Below are 16,825 nucleotides of genomic sequence, written 5' to 3' on the forward strand. Positions count from 1 at the left end.
GTCGCCGCCGAAGCAGCAGGTTCCTACGATGGGGTGAGTCAGCTCGGGGACCCGGCACACCTGCGAGACAGGGGTGATCCGCCATGGGCCGCCGCCACCGGGCCGTCCCCGCCGTCGCCGCCGCCTCCCTGCTGCTCGCCGCGCTCTGCACGGGCCAGGCACCCGCCGCGGCACTCCCCGGGCGCGTGGACATCGACCCCGCCACCGCCGAGCGCCTCGACGAGGCCATCACCGAGACGATGCGCAAGGCCGGCATCCCGGGCGTCTCCGTCGGCCTGTGGACCGACGGCGGCGGCTCGTACGAGCGGGCCTTCGGCACCGCCGACACCGCGACCGGCACCCCGATGAAGACCGACCTGCACACCCGTATCGGCAGCATCACCAAGACGTTCACCGTCACCGCCGTGCTCCGGCTCGCCGACGACGGCAAGGTCGGCCTGGACGAGCCGATCGGCCGGTACGTGGACGGCGTACCCGGCGGCGACCGCATCACCGTCCGGCAGCTCGCCGACATGCGCAGCGGCCTCTACAACTACACCGAGGACCAGGGCTTCCTGGACGCCATGAAGCAGAACCCGGACCGCGCCTGGAGCCCGCAGGAACTCCTCGACACCGCGTTCAAGCACCCCGCGCAGTTCGCGCCCGGCGCCCGCTGGGAGTACAGCAACACCAACACCGTGCTGCTGGGGCTGCTCGTCGAGAAGGTCGGCGGACTGCCGCTCAGGGACCACATCCGGGAGGAGGTCCTGGAGCCGGCCGGGCTGGACAACACCGCACTCCCGGTCGGTGCAGAGATCCCGGAGCCGTACGTGCACGGCTACACGGACTTCGCGCCGGGCGGGAAGACCACCGACGCGAGCGGCTGGAACCCGAGCTGGGCGTGGGCCGCCGGCGCCATGACGTCCACCCTGGACGACCTGCGCACCTGGGCCCCCGTCATGGCCTCCGGCCGCCTGCCCGACGGCGGCCGGCTCCTGGAGCCGGGCACCCAGGCCCAGCGGGTGCGGATGCTGCCGACGGGACACCAGGGCGTCCGGTACGGGCTGGGCATCGCCGAGTTCGACGGATGGATCGGGCACAACGGCGAACTGCCCGGCTACGAGACCATCGCCGTCCGGCTCCCGCAGGAGCGCACCACCTTCGTCGTCATCGTCAATTCCGACATCGACAAGAAGGAGGGCAGCCTGAGCACCCTCATCGGCAACGCCGTGACCACGATCGTCACACCCGACCACATCTGGGAGCTGCCTGTGGCAGCCCAACCCAAGGGCCCGACCAAACCTTCGGAAACACCGGCCACGGGCACCCCGAAGACGGACGCCGCCACGCCGTCACCCGCCAAAGCCGACGGCCCGCCGCCGTACCTCACTGGACCAGGCTGATGTGCGGATGGTCCGGGGACGCCGGGCAGACGTGCAGTTGCTGGTCGTAGCCTCGGGCCAGGTCGAGTCCGGTCGGGTTCCACGGCTGGCAGTTGTCGGGGGTCGGCGTGGAGCCGGCCTGGTCCTCGTACGGGATCCAGCTTCGGGTGTTGGATTTCCACTCGGACGACGCGATGGTCAGCAGCGGCTCCATCTCGGTGCCGCATGCAGCGCAGCTACGCGGGACGGGATCGGTGAGGCCCCAGCGGGACCATCCGCCTGCCTTCCAGCCGGGCGCGACGGACAATTCGTTCTCGTAGAGCTCTTCCGGGGCACGGACGTAGGGGTTGTCCACCCCGCTCTCCTGCCATGTGCTCGCGTCTGCCAGCCGGTGCTGCAACTCCTTGCTCAGTTCCATGGGATTGGGGAATTCGGTGATCTGCTCCGGCGTGAGCAGACACGGCACCGGCACGTAGCCGTCGTCGTCCACCGCGTACGGCGCGGGTGGCGCGTCGAGGATGTCGGAGACCTCGGCGGCGGATCGCCAGAACACGACGGTAAGCGGCATGTTGTCCGACTCGTGGTCGAAGGGACACCACAACACCTGGAGCAGATCCGCGTGGCCGGGCGGCCGCAACACGGGTATATCGCGCACGTACAGCTGGGCCACAGGCAGCATGGCAACCGGACCCGGTCCGCCGTGCCACTCGTCGCAGTGCGGCCACGGCTCGTCGACGGGCCACAACAGTGGCCCGCCGACCGAGCTGTCGTGCGGTGTCGGAGACCCGGGACGGGGATGCAGCCGGGTCGCCCTGCGCGCCAGGGGGGCCAGTTGGGGAAAGACCACGGTGATGTCAATCGGCCGCGGTGGGGTGGTACGGCTCATTCCGGCTCCCGGTGGCGCGTGAATCAGACGGGGCTAGTTTCCGAGGTTCAGCTGCCCCGTGTTCTTGTACGTGTTGGTGATGTAGACATCGGGGAACAGCAGCTGAGACGTGCCGTCCGACCGCTCGATCCTTGCACTCATCTTGACACCCACGGGGATCGTGCTGGTGCCATCCCGGTAGTCAGGCGTCACCTCGTAGAAGATTGCGTCGTTCGGCCCGAGGATCCCGCCGTCCTTCACCGCCTTCGCCGACTTTTGGGCAAGGGCCTCATAGGTCCGCATGCTGGGGGTTCCGGTGTTCATACCCGACTGCCAGCACGGGACGAGATTGATCTGCCCACCGTCATCGATCTTGCCGGTTCCGCCGAGGATGTTGGCTATCAGGTGGCACCGGGCAAGCCCCGCTGTGGAAAGGTTGGCCTGACGGAACAGCTCGGCGTCGGCCCAGCCGGTGATGTCACCCTTCGCGTCACTGCCCTCCACGGTCGGGGTGCTTAGGCAGGCCTGGGCCGCGGCCGCCCGGACACCGGGCGGGCCGGGCGTGGGGGTGGTCTTGTTGACGTGCGGCACCGGATCGGTGGTGTTCTTGATCCACCCGTTGCCGGAACGGAACGACCCGGTCGGCGCGTTCTGTAGGCAGACGGCCTGCGGCTCGGCAATCGAGCCGGCTATCTCCAGCTTGAACTGGTCGCCGTCCACGACGCGCTGGTTTGCGAAGCCTTCGGACAGCTGCCCGTCGGCGACCTGCCGGTCCGCGACCGGGACGTGAGCGCGCATGCAGGGGCTGCCCGCGCCGCCATCCAGTACATCGACGACCCAGCCACCGCGGGTGCTGTGACGGGGAAGGGTCTCGGCGCACTGAGCGCCGTCGACTCCTCCTTCGCGGGTGACCGCGAAGGGGAACTCGCCGCAAGTGTCGGACGCAACCAGGTCCGTCCGGGCCCGGAAGGCGCCGCAGGTCCGAGCCGTCCGGCCGGCCACGTCGGCCATTGCCCGGGTCAACGGCTTGTCGCGTCCCCAGCCGGCGAGGTTGTTCTGGGCCCACAGGTAGGCGGCTGCTGCGGCCCCCGCTCCGGCGGGGCTCTGCTGGTCGCTCATCCTGACGACCGGCATGACGCCGGGCACGACGCAGCCGGGGTCGGGCGTGCCGGTGGCCGTCGTGTCCCGGACGGCGTCGTCGCAGCGGATCTTCTCCGGGTTGCTCCACGAGGCGCTCGGGTCGACGATCTGGGCGCCGGGAGAGGTCACGTACATCTTGTACGAGGTCGTGAAGTCGACTGCCGCGCCGGCCGGCGGCGTGGATTCGTACGCCACGTCGCCGCTGCGGACCTGATCCTTGATCAGGTCCCCCTTCGTGTACCACGGGGCCGCCGTCTTGACCTTGCAGCCCGCCGTGCAGTCAGCCTTGAACTTCACGTTCAGCGTCGTGACGGCACCGGTCGCACCGGTCATGGTCACGGAGATCTTCTCCTTCCACGTCGTGCCCTTGGCGGGCAGGACAGCACTGCTCGAAACGTTCAGCGTCCCGGTGCCGACCACCCTGCCGTTGCCGTCCTTGAGCGTGTAGAGGACGGTCACGCCGTATACGCAGTACCCGTATCGGCCGTGCCACCACGTACCGGGTGTGGTAATCACGCAGCTGCCGGGGTCGGGGGCGGCCGCGGCCGCCCGGGGTGCGGCGGCGGGCGCCTGGGGTGCGGTTGAGAGGAACTGCCGCCCCACCGGGGCCTTCGGTGCGGTGCTCGTCGTGACACATGCCTGCACCGCGCCCGCCTTGCGCTCGCGGGAGCCGGCAGCTGTCGGCTCGCAGTTCTCCTGCGGGCTCATGGTGACGGGCTGGATTTTGCCGGGGGTGGCAGCGCCGGCCGGACCGTTGGGGTTGCCGGCCGCCTTGCGGGAGGCGGCCTCCGCCGCCGTCTTTGTGGCGCCCGGGGCGAGGCCCTGGCCGTCGGCAGCTGCGGCGGTGCCGGTCGCGGTGAGGCTCAAAACGAGGAGGAGGCCGGGAAGTACCCGTCTCCTGCGTGCTGAAGTCATGTCTTCTCTCTGTGGGAGGTCGCGCGGAGCGACAGATGGCTCATGCCGGTCGCGTCGGCGGCACCGACCGGCGGAAACGTTTCATCACCGGTCGGTGCCGCATCGGCCGAAGCAGGGGGCAGTAAGGGGCCGACCGTCAGGCGACGAGGTCGTAGAACACCTTGGACACGGACTCGGCGGCCTTCTCGACGGTGCGGACGACCGGCTTGGCCACCACACTTGCCGCCCGACCACCGCCGCGGGTGACGAGCCCCAATGCCGCGCGGCTGGCGGATGAGACGAATGCGCCGCTGCTGAACCCGTACTCGATGCCCGAGGCGATCACACTGACTCCGGCGGCGACGACGGAGACACCGAGGCAGACCGCGGCGATGCTGCCGAGAACGGGTGCGGCCGGGAAGAACACGCAGGAGACGGCAAACCCCGCGGCGAGGAGTCCTGCGGCCGTGCTCACCTTGTCTGCGCTGTCAGCCCACCACTTGGCGTCGTTCCACCATTCCTCCTGCCCACCTTCGCTCCCCTTGGGGTTGACCGTGTCGTGGGTCGGCGAGTCGGAGGGATCGCGGTTGGCGTCCCGGTCCCTCTGCGCCTGCTCGGCAGCGGCACGCGCTGCCTCCCGCACTTCGGCCTCTCGCTTGTCCGCGGCGGTCCGGCGTGCCTGGGCGGCGGCTGCCGCAGCCGCCTTGGCGTCCCGGCCGGCGGCGAGCTCGGCCTGGTGGGCGGTGGCAGCGGACGCCGCGGCACTCCGGGCGGAAGCCAGTGCGCTACGGGCCGCGTCGATGGCGCGATTGGCGGAGAGGTTCGCCGCGCGGGAGGCGCTCTGAGCGGTGGCGGCGGCGTCCTTGGCCTTGTTGGCGGAGGCCTGGGCCTCGGCAGCGGACTTGTCCGCAGCATCCGCGTGCTTGCGGGCCTGCTCCTTGTAGCCTTCGGCCTGCTTCGCCGAGTCCAGTGCCTTCTGGGCCCACTCCTGCGCCTTGGCGCCGGCGTCTCTGGCCACCGCCGCGACCTGGGAGGCGAGGGCTGCGTCGTGCTGCGCCTCCTGGGCGGTCCTGGCCGCGGTCGCGATGGTCGCCTGCATGGCGGCGGCGTGGCTGAGCGAGTCGTAGTCGAGCTGGGCGGCCCGGTACCGGACGGACTCGACGAAACGCCGGCGCATCCAGGCCGGCCCCTCCAGGGCGACGTCGGCGTAGGCCTTGGAGTAAGCGCCGCCGGTGGCGACCACCTTCATGGTGGCGACTGCGTCGTCCTGCTCGACCGCCTTGGGCAGGTCTTCGTCGAAGAACTTCTGGAGGGCTTCGGGCGTGTTGGCGTCGAGCGCGTCGTTGGCGGCATCGGTGACGGCCTTGCCGGGCTTCTCGTGAAGGATCTTCAGGATGTTGACCCTGTTGTCCTCGGCGCGGGACTTGATGACGCCAGAGGTGTTGAAGTCCCCTACTGCGGGCGTGCCGCCCGAGAGGGCCTGGACTGCCGCCTTGGCCACGGCCGGCTCGGCGACCTGGGCGATGAAGAGGGTGGTCTCGCGATCGTCCTGGGCCTGGGCGAGCTGCCGGTCGAGGTAGATCCAGGAGAAGACGTCGTCGTCGGATCCCGCGAGCGCGAAGCGGGCGGCCTGACGGGTCCAGGTGCCCCTGGAGTCGATCAGTGCGACGGCTGCCCGGCGGCCGAGGGTTGCAGCGGCGGCGAGGTCGCCGTTTTCGAGTGCCTGCTCGGCCTTGGCTATGAGGTCCTTGGTGGCCTGCGCGGTCTGCAGGTCCTGGGTGCGCTTGTTCAGGGCAGCCGCACGTTCCCTCTTGTCCTGCTGGGCGAGTTGCGCGGCTTCCTTCATGCCCTGCACCCTGTCCGCCTCCAGTGCTGCCGCCTCGGCAGCACGGGCGTTCCTCTCCACCGTGATCGCGTCCTCGACAGCCTTGGTCGCAAGGTTGGCCGCCTTGACCGCCTCGTCGGCGTGTGCGGTGGACTTGTTGGCGAAGTCGATCGCCTTGCCCGCGTACTTGACGGCTTCCTCTGCGGCATCGGCAGCCTTCTCGGCGTGGCCGGCAGCGGACTTGGCCGCATTGTTGGCGGTACGTGCGGCCCGCGCCGCAGTCGAGGCGAGGGCCTGGGCCGTGGAGGCGGCATTGGTCGCCTGGTTGGCGGCGGCGCCGGCGATCGCGGCCTGACGCTTGGCCTCGGCCGCCTCGTCCTGGGCCACACCGGAGGCGCCGGCCGCCTGGGCGGAGGCCTTGGCGGCGGCCGCGGCGTCGCGTGCCGCGGCCGCGGCGGACAGGCCGGCTTCGGCCGACTGCTCCGAGGCAACGGCCGCGTCGTCGGCCGCCTTGGCCGCGGAATACGCCCTCGCGGCTGCATCGCGGGCGGCGACAGCGGCGTTCTTCGCCTCTTCGGTCTTCGCCGCGTCCTTCGATGCGGCGATCGCGGCACGGTAGGCACGGGTGGCGGCCGACCCGGCGGCGGCTGCTGCCTGGGAGGCCGCCGTGGCCGCCCAGGACGCCCGCTGCGAAGCCTGGACCGCGGCGGACGAGGCACGGATGGCCGTGCGGGCAGCGGACGCGGCGCGACTGGCGGCGCCGGCGGCCTGGCGGGCCGCCTCGGCGGACCTGCGGACGTCGTCCCTTGCCTGCTCGGCTTCGTACGCGGCCTTCTCGGCCTGCTCCTTGGCCTTGCTCGCCGCTGTCGTCGCCCGCGCGGACGCCTCGACGGCAAGGTCGGTCTGCTGCCGCGCCCGCGCGCTCTCACGCTCGACGACGGCAACCAGCTGCGCGATCGTGGCAGCCTCCTGGTCGCGGGCCCGCGCGATGTGCTGGCCGGTGTCGAGGTACCACTGCACGTCTTCCGCGGTCCCGCTCAGCGCCCTGTTCGCGTACTTCTTGAGTTCCGGGCCGGCCGTGGCGAGGCTGCGGATGATCTCCACCCGCATGTCCTCGAGCCGGGCGTTGTACTGACCGGTGAGCAGGAACTGCTCCAGCGCCTGGTCCGTACCGGCGGTCAGCGCGGCGTTGCCGTCGCGCTTGACGCTCTTGCCGCCATTGGCCATGACGCTGAGGGCCGAGACCCGCATGTCCTCGGTGACGGAGGAACGGAACCCGTCTTTGACGAACGCGGATATCGCGTCGTCCCCACCGCTGAGGGCGGCGCCGGCGTCCCGGCGGACGCTCTTGCCCCCGTAGCCCAGGTAGGTGAACGCGGCGACTCGGTTGTCCATTCGGGTTGCCTTCGGCAACTGCTCGGCGAGGAAGGTGGTGATCTCCTCGTCGGTGCCGCTCAGCGTGTAGGCAGCCGCTCCCTTGACCGAAGGGCCGCCCAGGATCCATGCCTTGACGACCTTGGCCCGGTCCGTGTCCGGAAGGGTCAGGGCGTCGCCCGCCGGGGCGGCGGCGCGGGTGGCTGCCCGTACCGGAGTGGTGAACAGCCAGGGGGTGGAGACAGCGGCCGCACTCGCCGCGAGAGCGGTCGTGAATCGGCGCCGACTCCAGAACGTCTCCTGCACAGATGCACCTCTTTGATGTCGTGTCCTCGATCGAGGTCGAGGTGGACGGAAAAGCACGCCCGGGATATTCACCGGCGGCGGCTACCTGACCTTATGCAGTACATGCCACCTGAACGCACCTGGCCGGAGTCCAACCATCAGACCCTCCGAAAGATGGCTTGATTTCGCTCTCCGGTTTTCGCAAAACCGCCACAACCATCTTCGTGCGTGCCGCAAGTCACACTTCCGTCGGGCGATATAACACAAAATGTCGCATATATTCGCTTGGCTGGCCGGTATACGGCTTGATTTCATGCACAAGATCGCCAGGCGCTGAAAATGCAAGGTCGAATTCCGCATCAGCCACGCCGATCAGCCACGCCCAAGGGCCGCACCACGCGCATGCCCGCCTCCCGGATGAGGCTTGTCCGACCCGCGGCACTTCGGACTTCGCGTGTCGCGAGAACCGCCCGTATCGAAACGAGGACGAAATGAAGGCACGGAGCACGATCCTGCGAATCGCGGCCACAGCTTCCGCTGTCGGTGCCCTGACCTGGGTCGCAGTACTGGGCGGCCTGACCAGCCCCGCCGGGACGGAAGCCCCGGCAACGAAGCCGATCGCCGACGAGGGCCCGGGCTTCGCCATCGAGGACGGCGCGTACCCGAACGCCGACAAAATCCTCGCGGAGCAGAAGATCAAGCTCAAGAGCGGAAATGGACACATCCTTCTGGCCGAGTGCACGGGTGCGGCCGAATTGATGGAGGTCTTCTCCCACGCGAACGAGAAAATCTGCTTCAAGACGACCGGAGACAAGGGCTACCTGAGCCTGGAGATCCCCGCGGTCTTCGGTGTCAAGGGCAACGCGTACGCCGCGCAGGTCGACATGTCCGCAGGCGACGAAGAGAAGACGTTCACCGTCGACAAGAACGCCTGGACGGCTGTGGGCGAGACTGCGGACGAGCAGGGCCGCGATTTCATGCTCCTGGAAATCAGGACCGCCAAGTAAAACCCCGTTCGGCGCGCCGGCCTCACCGTATGCCCCTGGCGCACGAGCAAAGCCCACGTTCCGGCGCCCTGTTCCAAAGGAAGAAGTATGTCTGCACCCCCTCTGCGCTCCGCGCGGATGACCGGTCTGCTCGTGTCCGCCACTGCGGTCGCCGCAGGCCTCGTATCGGCCGGCCCCGCACAGGCGATCACCGGACCCGAAGCCCAGGCGGCCCAGCACGCCTACGCCGCAAAGCTGACCATCGGCGACGAGGCCAACAACCGGGGCTGCACCGGCACTCTGGTGGACCCGCGTTGGGTCCTGACCGCCGCGAGCTGCTTCGCAGCCACCCCCGGCAAGCCGGTTCCTGCCGGAAAGCCCGCCCTGAAGACGACTGCCGTGCTGGGCCGGCAGAGCCATGACATCGTCGAGGTCTCCGCGAGTGCCTCCGACCGAGACGTGGTCCTGGCCCGCCTCGCCGCCCCCGTAGTGGATATCGCCCCCGTCAAGCTCGCCGGCAGCGCGCCGGCGGCGGGCACCGAGGTCACCGCGGCAGGCTTCGGCCGGACGAAGACCGAGTGGGTGCCCGGCAGCCTCCACACCGGTACCTTCACCGTGAACGGATCCGACGCCACCACCCTCGCCCTCACCGGCAAGGGCACCGACGCCATCTGCAAGGGCGACACCGGCGGCCCGCTGCTGAACGCCGCCGGGGAACTCGTGGCGGTCAACAGCCGTTCCTGGCAGGGCGGCTGCCTCGGAACGAACGCGGCCGAGACCCGCACCGGAGCCGTGTCCGCCCGTGCCGACGACCTCGGGGCGTGGATCGGCCAGGTCACCGCTCCCCGCAACGGCGACCAGGTGGCCCTGCTCGCTGGTGGCGGCGGCACCATGTGGTCGCAGTTCGGCGACCTCGGGTACGGCGAGTACGGTTCGTCGTGGAGCAAGGTCGACGGCCAGGACGTCTCCCGGGTGAGCACGGTCCGCCACGGGGACGCGGTCCGTGCCTACGCCATCGCAGGCGGCCACGTCCACGCCCGGGACCTCGACCTCGCGACCGGCAGGTGGTCCGGCTGGGGCCAGGTTCCGGGCAACGCCGCCGGAGCGAAGGACATCTCCGCCGCCCTCGTCGGTGACACGGTCCACGTGCTGATCGTCGGCTCCGACGGCAACCTGTACCAGCAGGCCGCCGACTACCGGGCAGGCCGCTGGAACAATGCCTGGACCGCCGTTGGGGCGGTCGGGCTCTCCCACATCACCAGCGCCGCCACAGGGACCACTGTGCGTGTCCAGGGCATCGGCGGCGGCCATGTCTACGGACGCGACTACGACATCCGCACCGGCACCTGGTCTCCCTGGGGTGCGGTCCCGGGCGGCGTCAGCGGCGCGGTCGACATCTCCTCCAGCACCGTAGGAAACAACGTCCACGTCCAGATCATCGGCTCCGACGGCGGCATCTGGACCCAGTTCGGCGACTATGACAACGGCCGCTGGAACGACACCTGGACCAAGGTCGGCGGCACCGGCCTCACCCGCATCAGCAGCATCCCGTCCGGCAGCGGCGTCGAGCTCTACGCCGTCGGCGGCGACGGCAGGATCAGCAAGGCGTCGATGAACACCGCCACCGGCAAGTGGAGCGCCTTCAACGAGGTCCAAGGCAGCCTCACCGGGGCTTCCGACGTGGCCGCCGCGGTCGCCGTCGCCCCCTCGAAGGTGACGCTGGCCGCGGCCGCCGGCGGCACCCTGTTCAGCCAGAACGGCAAGCTGGACACCGGCACCTTCGGCACCGAGTGGGCCAACGTCGGCGGCGCCACCGTCACGAGCCTCGCCGCGGTGGACCACGGCGGCGTCATCCGCTACGTCGGCGTCGCCGACGGCAAGGTCTACGACCGCACGTACGACCCGCGCAGCCGCGTCTGGGGCAGCTGGACTGCCATCCCCGGTGGCGCCACCGGCGTCAAGGACGTCTCCGCCGCCATGATCAGCAATGTCCTGTACGTCCAGATCATCGGTTCCAACGGTGGCCTGTACACGCAAATCGGCGACTACAACGCCGGCCGCTGGAACGACACCTGGACCCCGGTCGCCGGATCCACGGGCTTGACCGGCATCGCCAGTGTCAAGGCCGGCCCCTTCGTCCGCCTCTACGGCATCAACGGCGGCAAGGTCTACGGACGCGACTTCGACAGCCGCAGCCGCACCTGGACGGTCTGGGGCGAACTGCCCGGCAACCTCGCCGGTGCCGACGACATCGCGGTCTCCAGCATCGGCCACACCGTCCACGTACAGGCCATCGCCTCCGACGGCGCGCTCTACGCGCAGACCGGCGACTACCTGGCCGGGAGCTGGAAGCCGGCCTGGAACAAGATCGGCGGCAGCGGCCTGACCCGCATCACGAGTACCTCCGCAGCCAACAACGTCCACGTCTACGCCACCGATGCGGCCGGCAAGGTCCAGAGCACGACCCTCGACTCGACGCTGGGCTTTTGGACCGACTGGCGCGCGATCCCCGGCACCCTCGCCGGCCCGACCGACATCACCGCCACCTTCACCCGATAGATCGCCGCCCGCAGGCCCGCCCGTACCACGGCAACGCACCGTGGCACGGGCGCGGCCGCCACCGTCCGCACCGCGGAGTGCGGCAGCCGCACTGCGGCGAACTCAGCGCCCGTAAGCCGGCCCTGACCGAGCTGCTCGCGCAGTGCGCACCGAATCCCACCGACAAGGACGTTCCCCATGTCTGCTCTCCGCCCCCATCCGACGCGGACGACCAGCCTCGTCGTGACCGCGACCGCGGTCGCCGCCGGCCTGGCCGTCGTCGCCCCGGCCCATGCCCTCACCGGCCCGGAAGCCCCATCCGGCCAATACGCGCCTGTCGTGAAGCTGAACATCGGCGACGAGGCGAACGCGCGCGGCTGCACCGGCACGCTCGTCGACCAGTGGTGGGTCGCCACCGCCGCCAGCTGCTTCGCCGCCCACCCGGGCGAGCAGGTCCCCGCAGGGGCCCCCGCTCTGCAGGCCACCGTCACGCTCGCCAACGGCGAGACCCGCGAGATCACTGAGCTCGCCCCCCGCGCAGAGCGCGACCTGGTCCTGGCCCGTCTCGTACTGCCGGCCAGGGACGCGGCCACCGCAAAGGTCTCCGCCACCCTCCCGGCGGCCGGCGGCGACCTCACCGCGGCCGGCTTCGGCAGGACGAAGACCGAGTGGGTGCCGGACAAGCTCCACACCGGCACGTTCAGCCTCGACTCTGCGACTGCCACCACACTGGCGATCACGGGCAAGGGCACCGACGCCGTCTGCAAGGGCGACACCGGCGGCCCCCTCCTCAACGCTGCAGGTGAACTCGTCGCCGTCAACAGCCGCTCATGGCAGGGCGGCTGCCTGGGCAGCAACCCGGCCGAAACCCGTACGGGCGCCATCGCCGCCCGCACCGACGACCTCACCCAGTGGATTGCCAAGACCATCGAACCGCGGCGCTCCGCGGCTGCGAACGAGGTCGGCGGCAGTGACCAGGTGCGGTGGGCCGACTGGAACGGCGACGGCAAGCCCGACTACATCAGCATCGCCGGCAACGGCAACGTCAGCGTCTGGCTGAACCGCGGCCCCAACGCCTGGCAGGGCATCGGCAGGGTCGCCACCGGCACCACCACCGACCGCTCCCGCATACGCCTCGCCGACTTCGACGGCGACGGCAAGGCCGACTACTGGGCCATCAACCCCAACGGCTCCGTCAACGTCCACATCAACCGCGGAGGCGACGGCGCCGGCGGCTGGCAGAACCTGGGCATCGTGGCGACGGGCGTCACCACCAAGCAGGACCAGATCCGTTTCGCCGACTGGGACGGTGACGGTCGCTCGGACTTCCTCACCATCGCCGACAACGGCAACGTCAACGTCTGGCTGAACCGCGGCCCCAACGCCTGGCAGGGCATCGGCAGGGTCGCCACCGGCACCACCACCGACCGCTCCCGCATACGCCTCGCCGACTTCGACGGCGACGGCAAGGCCGACTACTGGGCCATCAACCCCAACGGCTCCGTCAACGTCCACATCAACCGCGGGGGTGACGTCGGCGGCGGCTGGACCAACATCGGCCAGGTTGCCTCCGGGGTGACCACCGAACACAACCGCGTTCACTTCGCGGACTTCGACGGTGACACCCACGCCGACTACCTGCTGCGCAGCAGCGGCACCAGCACGGCCTACAGCGTCTGGCTCGGCAACGGCCAGGTCAACGCATGGAACGGCCTCGGCCAGATCGCCAGCGGCGTCTGACCACGTCCGGTTCGGCCACCCCTCCCGGGGATCTGCGGTCGTCGGGAGAGGTGGCCGTTCCCGTCCGAGGCGTCAGGAGGCCCAGGTGGCCGGAGAACGGAGGTCAGGCGTCCGGGGCCTCGACGCCGCAGTACGCCGCGAACGCCGCCAGGACGTCGTCCTCCGCGATGAGGCCGTCCCCGTCCGTGTCGAGGCCCGCCGCCACCTGCCCGGCGAGCTCCGCCGGCGTGCCGAGCACGTGCAGCACGCGCGCCGCCGCCTCCGGGGGCGTCCCCGCGCCGTCCCCGCCGGCCGCGGCGAGCACCGCGTGGAGGAACGGGCGGGCGATCTCCGCGAAGCGGTGCGGGTTGTCCCGCAGCCGCTTCGCCGCGCCGGTGACGAACTCCTCACGGGTCACCCGCTGGTCGCCGTCGACGTCGGCGATGCCGGCCATGCCCTGCCAGAAGGCCTCGGCGCCCGCGAAGACGGCCTGGCCCTTCTCCGACCGTGCCGTCGTGCCGAATTCGGCCAGGACCGCCCGGGCGGCCGCGCTGAAGTCCTCGCGGTCGATGTATCCGTTGCCGTCCTGGTCGAAGGCGGCGAATCGGGCGGCGATCTTGCGCTCGTACTCTGCGCTGTCCATAGCGGCGTTCCGCCTTCACATGTGCGGTGGGGTGCAGTTCAAGACAAGGCGAGAGCGTAAGCCCTCGATGGCCCGCACGTTAAGCCGAGGTGCCCCGCAGGTGGCCGCATCGAACCCGCGCACGAGGAGCGCGGCGGGGCGCGCACCCGCGGTCGCGTGTGCCGCCGCCCGGTGCGCCGTCGCCGCCGTCCCCCGAAGGCCCGTCAGCGTGCTAGCACGGCGCCGCACTTACGGGGCGGCTTCCGCCAAAAGATTCGCGCACGGGCCCGTGGCCAGTACATTCGTGGGGTCGACACACGGCTGGGGGCAGCACAATGCCGAAGGACGTACCACCGCGCTGGGACCGCCGCATGCAGCAGCGCCTCGCCCGCGGCGAGGCCGCCGCACTCGGAGAGCTGTACGACCGGTTCGCGTCCCTCGTGCACGGCCTGGCGCACCGGGTCCTCGGCGACGAGGGCGGCGCCGACCGCGTCACCCGCGAGGTGTTCGGCTACATCTGGCAGCACCCGGAGGCCTACGACCCCCGGCAGGGCTCCATGCGCTCCTGGGTGGCCCGGATCGCCCAGGGGCGGGCAGTGGACCGGCTCCGCCAGGCCGAGCGGGGCCGCGGCTCCCGCGAGGAGCTGGAGGAGAAGGTCCGCAGCGCCAACGCCGCCGCCCGCGCCGACTACATCGTCACGTCCATGCCCGCGCCGCTGCGGGCCGCGCTGGAACTCGCGTACTTCCAGCGCCGCGACTACCGGCAGGCCGCCGCGGACCTCCGGATCAGCGAGGACGAGGCCCGGCGCCGGCTCCGCCTCGGCCTGCAGCTGCTGTCGACCGCCAACGCCCTCCCGCAGGAGGACACCGCACCGCCCGGATACGGCCCGCCCGGATATGGAACCCCCCGATGAACGGTCCCGACGACGGACGCGACGGCCCCGGCGGCCCGGGCGGCCCCGGCGGCCGCCGCCCCGGCCCCGAAGAACAGCAGGTCGGCGGGGCGCCCCGGATACCGGGCCCGCGCGGCGCGGCCGGCACCCTCGACCCCGCGCACGCGCCGCCCCCGCAGGACCCGCCCCCGGCGCCGGACGGCGCGCCCCCGACGGCGGCGGAGTCCCCGGCACCGGGCGGGCGGGCCCCCGAGCCCCGCTCGCACACCGTGCTGAAGTCCCTGCTCGGCGCGTGGGCGCTCGCCGCGTGCTCCGCCGAGGAGACGCAGGCCGTGGAGGAGCACCTCACCGAGTGCGCGCCCTGCGCGGAGGAGGCGCTGCGGCTGCGCGACGCGGTCGGCCTGCTGCACCGCGAGGAGAGTCTGGACCTCAAGCCGATGCTGCGGTCGCGCGTCCTGGAGGAGTGCCTGGGCAAGCGGCCCGCCCGCATCCCCGTCCCGGCGTGGGCGGGCCCGTACGACACCGAGACCGCGCGGCTCGACGCGCTGCTGCGGGACTTCGGCGACGGCGAGTGGGAGACCCCGGTCCGGCTGAAGTGGTTCGAGGAGGAGCGGCGGCGCACCCGCCGCACGACGGTCGCCGGGGTCATCGGCCACCTGATGACCGTGGACGGGCTCGTCGCGGCGGCCCTCGGGCTCGACGACCCGCTCGGCGGCGGGGCGCCGCAGCAGGGCGGGGCGACCGCCCGCACCGAGCACTACTGGAGCTCCGCCGGGCAGCCGCCGACCCGGCACGTCCGCAAGCCGTGGCGGGAGCAGGGGCACGCCCTCCTGCGGACCGTCTCGTTCGCGGGCCGGGGCGCGGCCGGGCTGACCGTGGACTACGGGCCGTTCGCCCTGCCGCTCGGCGACGCCTTCCTGGAGCGCGCCTTCGAGTGCTGGGTGCACGCCTGGGACATCGCGGAGGCGGTGGACTACCCGTACGACGCGCCGTCGGGGCCGGACCTGAACCGGATGATCGACCTGGCGGCGCGGCTCCTGCCGAGCGCGCTGGCGCACCGGCGGCGGACGGGCCTCGCTGCCCCGGCGCGCCGGCTCGCCGAGGCGGGCGCGCCGGGCCGGACCCTGCGCCTGGAGATCGAGGGCTCGGGCGGCGGCAGCTGGGACATCGCGCTGGACTCCCCGGCGGCCGCACCGTCGCCGGAGCACACGGTGGCGCGGATCGCGCTGGACGGGGCCGAGTTCTGCCAGCTGGCCGCCGGGCACATCTCCCCGGAGGAGGCGGCCGTCGGGCAGGACGGCGACCGCGAGGCGATCCGCGACGTGCTGTTCGCCGCCGCCTCGCTGAGCCGCCTCTGACCGGGCGGCCGGGGCGGCCGGGCCCGGCAGTGGCCCGGCAGCGGCCCGGCGGCGGCTCCGGTGCCGGTGCCGGTGCCGGGCCTAGGCGAAGACGACCGTGCGGCTGCCGTTCAGCAGGACGCGGTGCTCGCTGTGCCACTTCACGGCCCGGGCCAGGGCCTGGCACTCCACGTCGCGGCCGACCGCCACGAGCTGGTCCGGGGTGACCTCGTGGCCGACGCGCTCGACCTCCTGCTCGATGATCGGGCCCTCGTCGAGGTCGGCCGTGACGTAGTGGGCGGTCGCGCCGATCAGCTTCACGCCCCGGGCGTGCGCCTGGTGGTACGGCTTCGCTCCCTTGAAGCTCGGCAGGAAGGAGTGGTGGATGTTGATGATCCGGCCGCTCAGCTCCCGGCACAGGGTGTCCGAGAGGACCTGCATGTAGCGGGCGAGGACGACGAGTTCGACGTTCTCGGCACGGACGATGTCCAGGAGCTTCTGCTCGGCCGCCGCCTTCGTCTCCTTCGTCACCGGGATGTGGTGGAAGGGGATGTCGTACGAGGCGACGAGCTCGGCGAAGTCGGTGTGGTTCGAGACCACGGCGGCGATCTCCACCGGCAGGGCGCCGATCCGGGTGCGGAACAGCAGGTCGTTCAGGCAGTGCCCGAACTTCGAGACCATCAGGACGATCCGCATCCGCTCGTCGGAGCGGTGGATCTGCCAGTCCATGCGGAAGGAGTCGCCGATCGCGGCGAAGCTGGCCCGCAGCTTCTCCACCGAGACGGGCGGCTCGGCCGAGAAGTGGACCCGCATGAAGAACAGGCCGGTGTCGTGGTCGCCGAACTGGCGGCTGTCCTCGATGTTGCACCCGGTCATAAACAGGTAGCTGGACACGGCGTGCACGATGCCCTGCTTGTCGGGGCAGGACAGGGTCAGTACGTACTGCTGGGGGGCCTCGGTGTGCGGGTCGTCGCTCATGACCCCAC

General features: G+C 71.2%; 11 protein-coding genes. 6 read left to right on the forward strand and 5 right to left on the reverse strand.

The window, feature by feature from the left end:
• The first annotated feature begins 83 nt into the window (after positions 1-83).
• Entirely contained in the window at positions 84-1,382 is a 1,299-nt protein-coding gene (locus C0216_RS28340; RefSeq protein ID WP_114057991.1) for a serine hydrolase domain-containing protein, read from the forward strand.
• Here the strand turns inward: C0216_RS28340 and C0216_RS28345 are convergent.
• The 3 genes from C0216_RS28345 to C0216_RS35145 form a co-directional block, all read right to left on the reverse strand.
• Positions 1,366-2,247 carry a hypothetical protein gene (locus tag C0216_RS28345; RefSeq protein ID WP_114057992.1) on the reverse strand — a complete coding sequence of 294 codons (882 nt, stop codon included), beginning with the start codon at positions 2,245-2,247 and terminating at the stop codon, positions 1,366-1,368. The two genes, C0216_RS28340 and C0216_RS28345, sit on opposite strands and share 17 nt — an antisense overlap.
• Positions 2,248-2,280: 33 nt before the next feature.
• Positions 2,281-4,074 (reverse strand): DNA/RNA non-specific endonuclease, encoded by a 1,794-nt coding sequence (locus tag C0216_RS34770; protein WP_246042724.1) that lies wholly within the window; start codon positions 4,072-4,074, stop codon positions 2,281-2,283.
• 343 nt (positions 4,075-4,417) lie between these two features.
• Positions 4,418-7,765 (reverse strand): ALF repeat-containing protein, encoded by a 3,348-nt coding sequence (locus tag C0216_RS35145; RefSeq protein ID WP_114057993.1) that lies wholly within the window; start codon positions 7,763-7,765, stop codon positions 4,418-4,420.
• Positions 7,766-8,235: 470 nt separating this feature from the next.
• On the opposite strand from C0216_RS35145, the gene C0216_RS28360 reads away from it, so the two are divergent.
• From C0216_RS28360 to C0216_RS28370, 3 genes are all read left to right on the forward strand, one after another.
• Positions 8,236-8,751, forward strand: coding sequence for a hypothetical protein (locus C0216_RS28360; RefSeq protein ID WP_174250478.1), 516 nt, complete (start codon positions 8,236-8,238; stop codon positions 8,749-8,751).
• An 87-nt stretch (positions 8,752-8,838) separates the two neighbouring features.
• A complete protein-coding gene (locus C0216_RS28365) occupies positions 8,839-11,289 on the forward strand; it encodes a trypsin-like serine protease (RefSeq protein WP_114057994.1) in 2,451 nt (816 codons plus the stop codon).
• Positions 11,290-11,466: 177 nt separating this feature from the next.
• The gene (locus tag C0216_RS28370; protein ID WP_114057995.1) at positions 11,467-13,008 is read left to right on the forward strand and encodes an FG-GAP-like repeat-containing protein; all 1,542 of its coding nucleotides are present in this window, start codon (positions 11,467-11,469) and stop codon (positions 13,006-13,008) included.
• 103 nt (positions 13,009-13,111) lie between these two features.
• Here C0216_RS28370 and C0216_RS28375 read toward each other — a convergent pair whose 3' ends face one another.
• The gene (locus tag C0216_RS28375; protein ID WP_114057996.1) at positions 13,112-13,630 is read right to left on the reverse strand and encodes an EF-hand domain-containing protein; all 519 of its coding nucleotides are present in this window, start codon (positions 13,628-13,630) and stop codon (positions 13,112-13,114) included.
• Positions 13,631-13,944: 314 nt separating this feature from the next.
• Here C0216_RS28375 and C0216_RS28380 point away from each other — a divergent pair, with 314 nt between their 5' ends.
• Complete coding sequence (locus C0216_RS28380) at positions 13,945-14,523, forward strand: sigma-70 family RNA polymerase sigma factor (RefSeq protein ID WP_114057997.1); 579 nt, start codon at positions 13,945-13,947, stop codon at positions 14,521-14,523.
• Positions 14,520-15,860 (forward strand): maleylpyruvate isomerase N-terminal domain-containing protein, encoded by a 1,341-nt coding sequence (locus C0216_RS28385; protein ID WP_114057998.1) that lies wholly within the window; start codon positions 14,520-14,522, stop codon positions 15,858-15,860. The genes C0216_RS28380 and C0216_RS28385 overlap by 4 nt, the downstream gene beginning before the upstream one ends.
• Before the next feature lie 81 nt (positions 15,861-15,941).
• Here the strand turns inward: C0216_RS28385 and purU are convergent, their stop codons facing one another.
• The gene (purU, locus tag C0216_RS28390) at positions 15,942-16,817 is read right to left on the reverse strand and encodes a formyltetrahydrofolate deformylase (protein ID WP_114057999.1); all 876 of its coding nucleotides are present in this window, start codon (positions 16,815-16,817) and stop codon (positions 15,942-15,944) included.
• Positions 16,818-16,825 lie beyond the last annotated feature (8 nt).

This window comes from Streptomyces globosus, from assembly GCF_003325375.1.
In the GTDB taxonomy this organism is placed as follows: Bacteria; Actinomycetota; Actinomycetes; order Streptomycetales; family Streptomycetaceae; genus Streptomyces; species Streptomyces globosus_A.

What these genes read in the sequence shown, in the direction of transcription:
- C0216_RS28340 (WP_114057991.1), top strand. Translation starts at nt 84, where the DNA reads ATGGGCCGCCGCCACCGGGCCGTCCCCGCCGTCGCCGCCGCCTCCCTG.
- C0216_RS28345 (WP_114057992.1), bottom strand. Translation starts at nt 2,247, where the DNA reads ATGAGCCGTACCACCCCACCGCGGCCGATTGACATCACCGTGGTCTTT.
- C0216_RS34770 (WP_246042724.1), bottom strand. Translation starts at nt 4,074, where the DNA reads ATGAGCCCGCAGGAGAACTGCGAGCCGACAGCTGCCGGCTCCCGCGAG.
- C0216_RS28360 (WP_174250478.1), top strand. Translation starts at nt 8,236, where the DNA reads ATGAAGGCACGGAGCACGATCCTGCGAATCGCGGCCACAGCTTCCGCT.
- C0216_RS28365 (WP_114057994.1), top strand. Translation starts at nt 8,839, where the DNA reads ATGTCTGCACCCCCTCTGCGCTCCGCGCGGATGACCGGTCTGCTCGTG.
- C0216_RS28370 (WP_114057995.1), top strand. Translation starts at nt 11,467, where the DNA reads ATGTCTGCTCTCCGCCCCCATCCGACGCGGACGACCAGCCTCGTCGTG.
- C0216_RS28375 (WP_114057996.1), bottom strand. Translation starts at nt 13,630, where the DNA reads ATGGACAGCGCAGAGTACGAGCGCAAGATCGCCGCCCGATTCGCCGCC.
- C0216_RS28380 (WP_114057997.1), top strand. Translation starts at nt 13,945, where the DNA reads ATGCCGAAGGACGTACCACCGCGCTGGGACCGCCGCATGCAGCAGCGC.
- C0216_RS28385 (WP_114057998.1), top strand. Translation starts at nt 14,520, where the DNA reads ATGAACGGTCCCGACGACGGACGCGACGGCCCCGGCGGCCCGGGCGGC.
- purU (WP_114057999.1), bottom strand. Translation starts at nt 16,817, where the DNA reads ATGAGCGACGACCCGCACACCGAGGCCCCCCAGCAGTACGTACTGACC.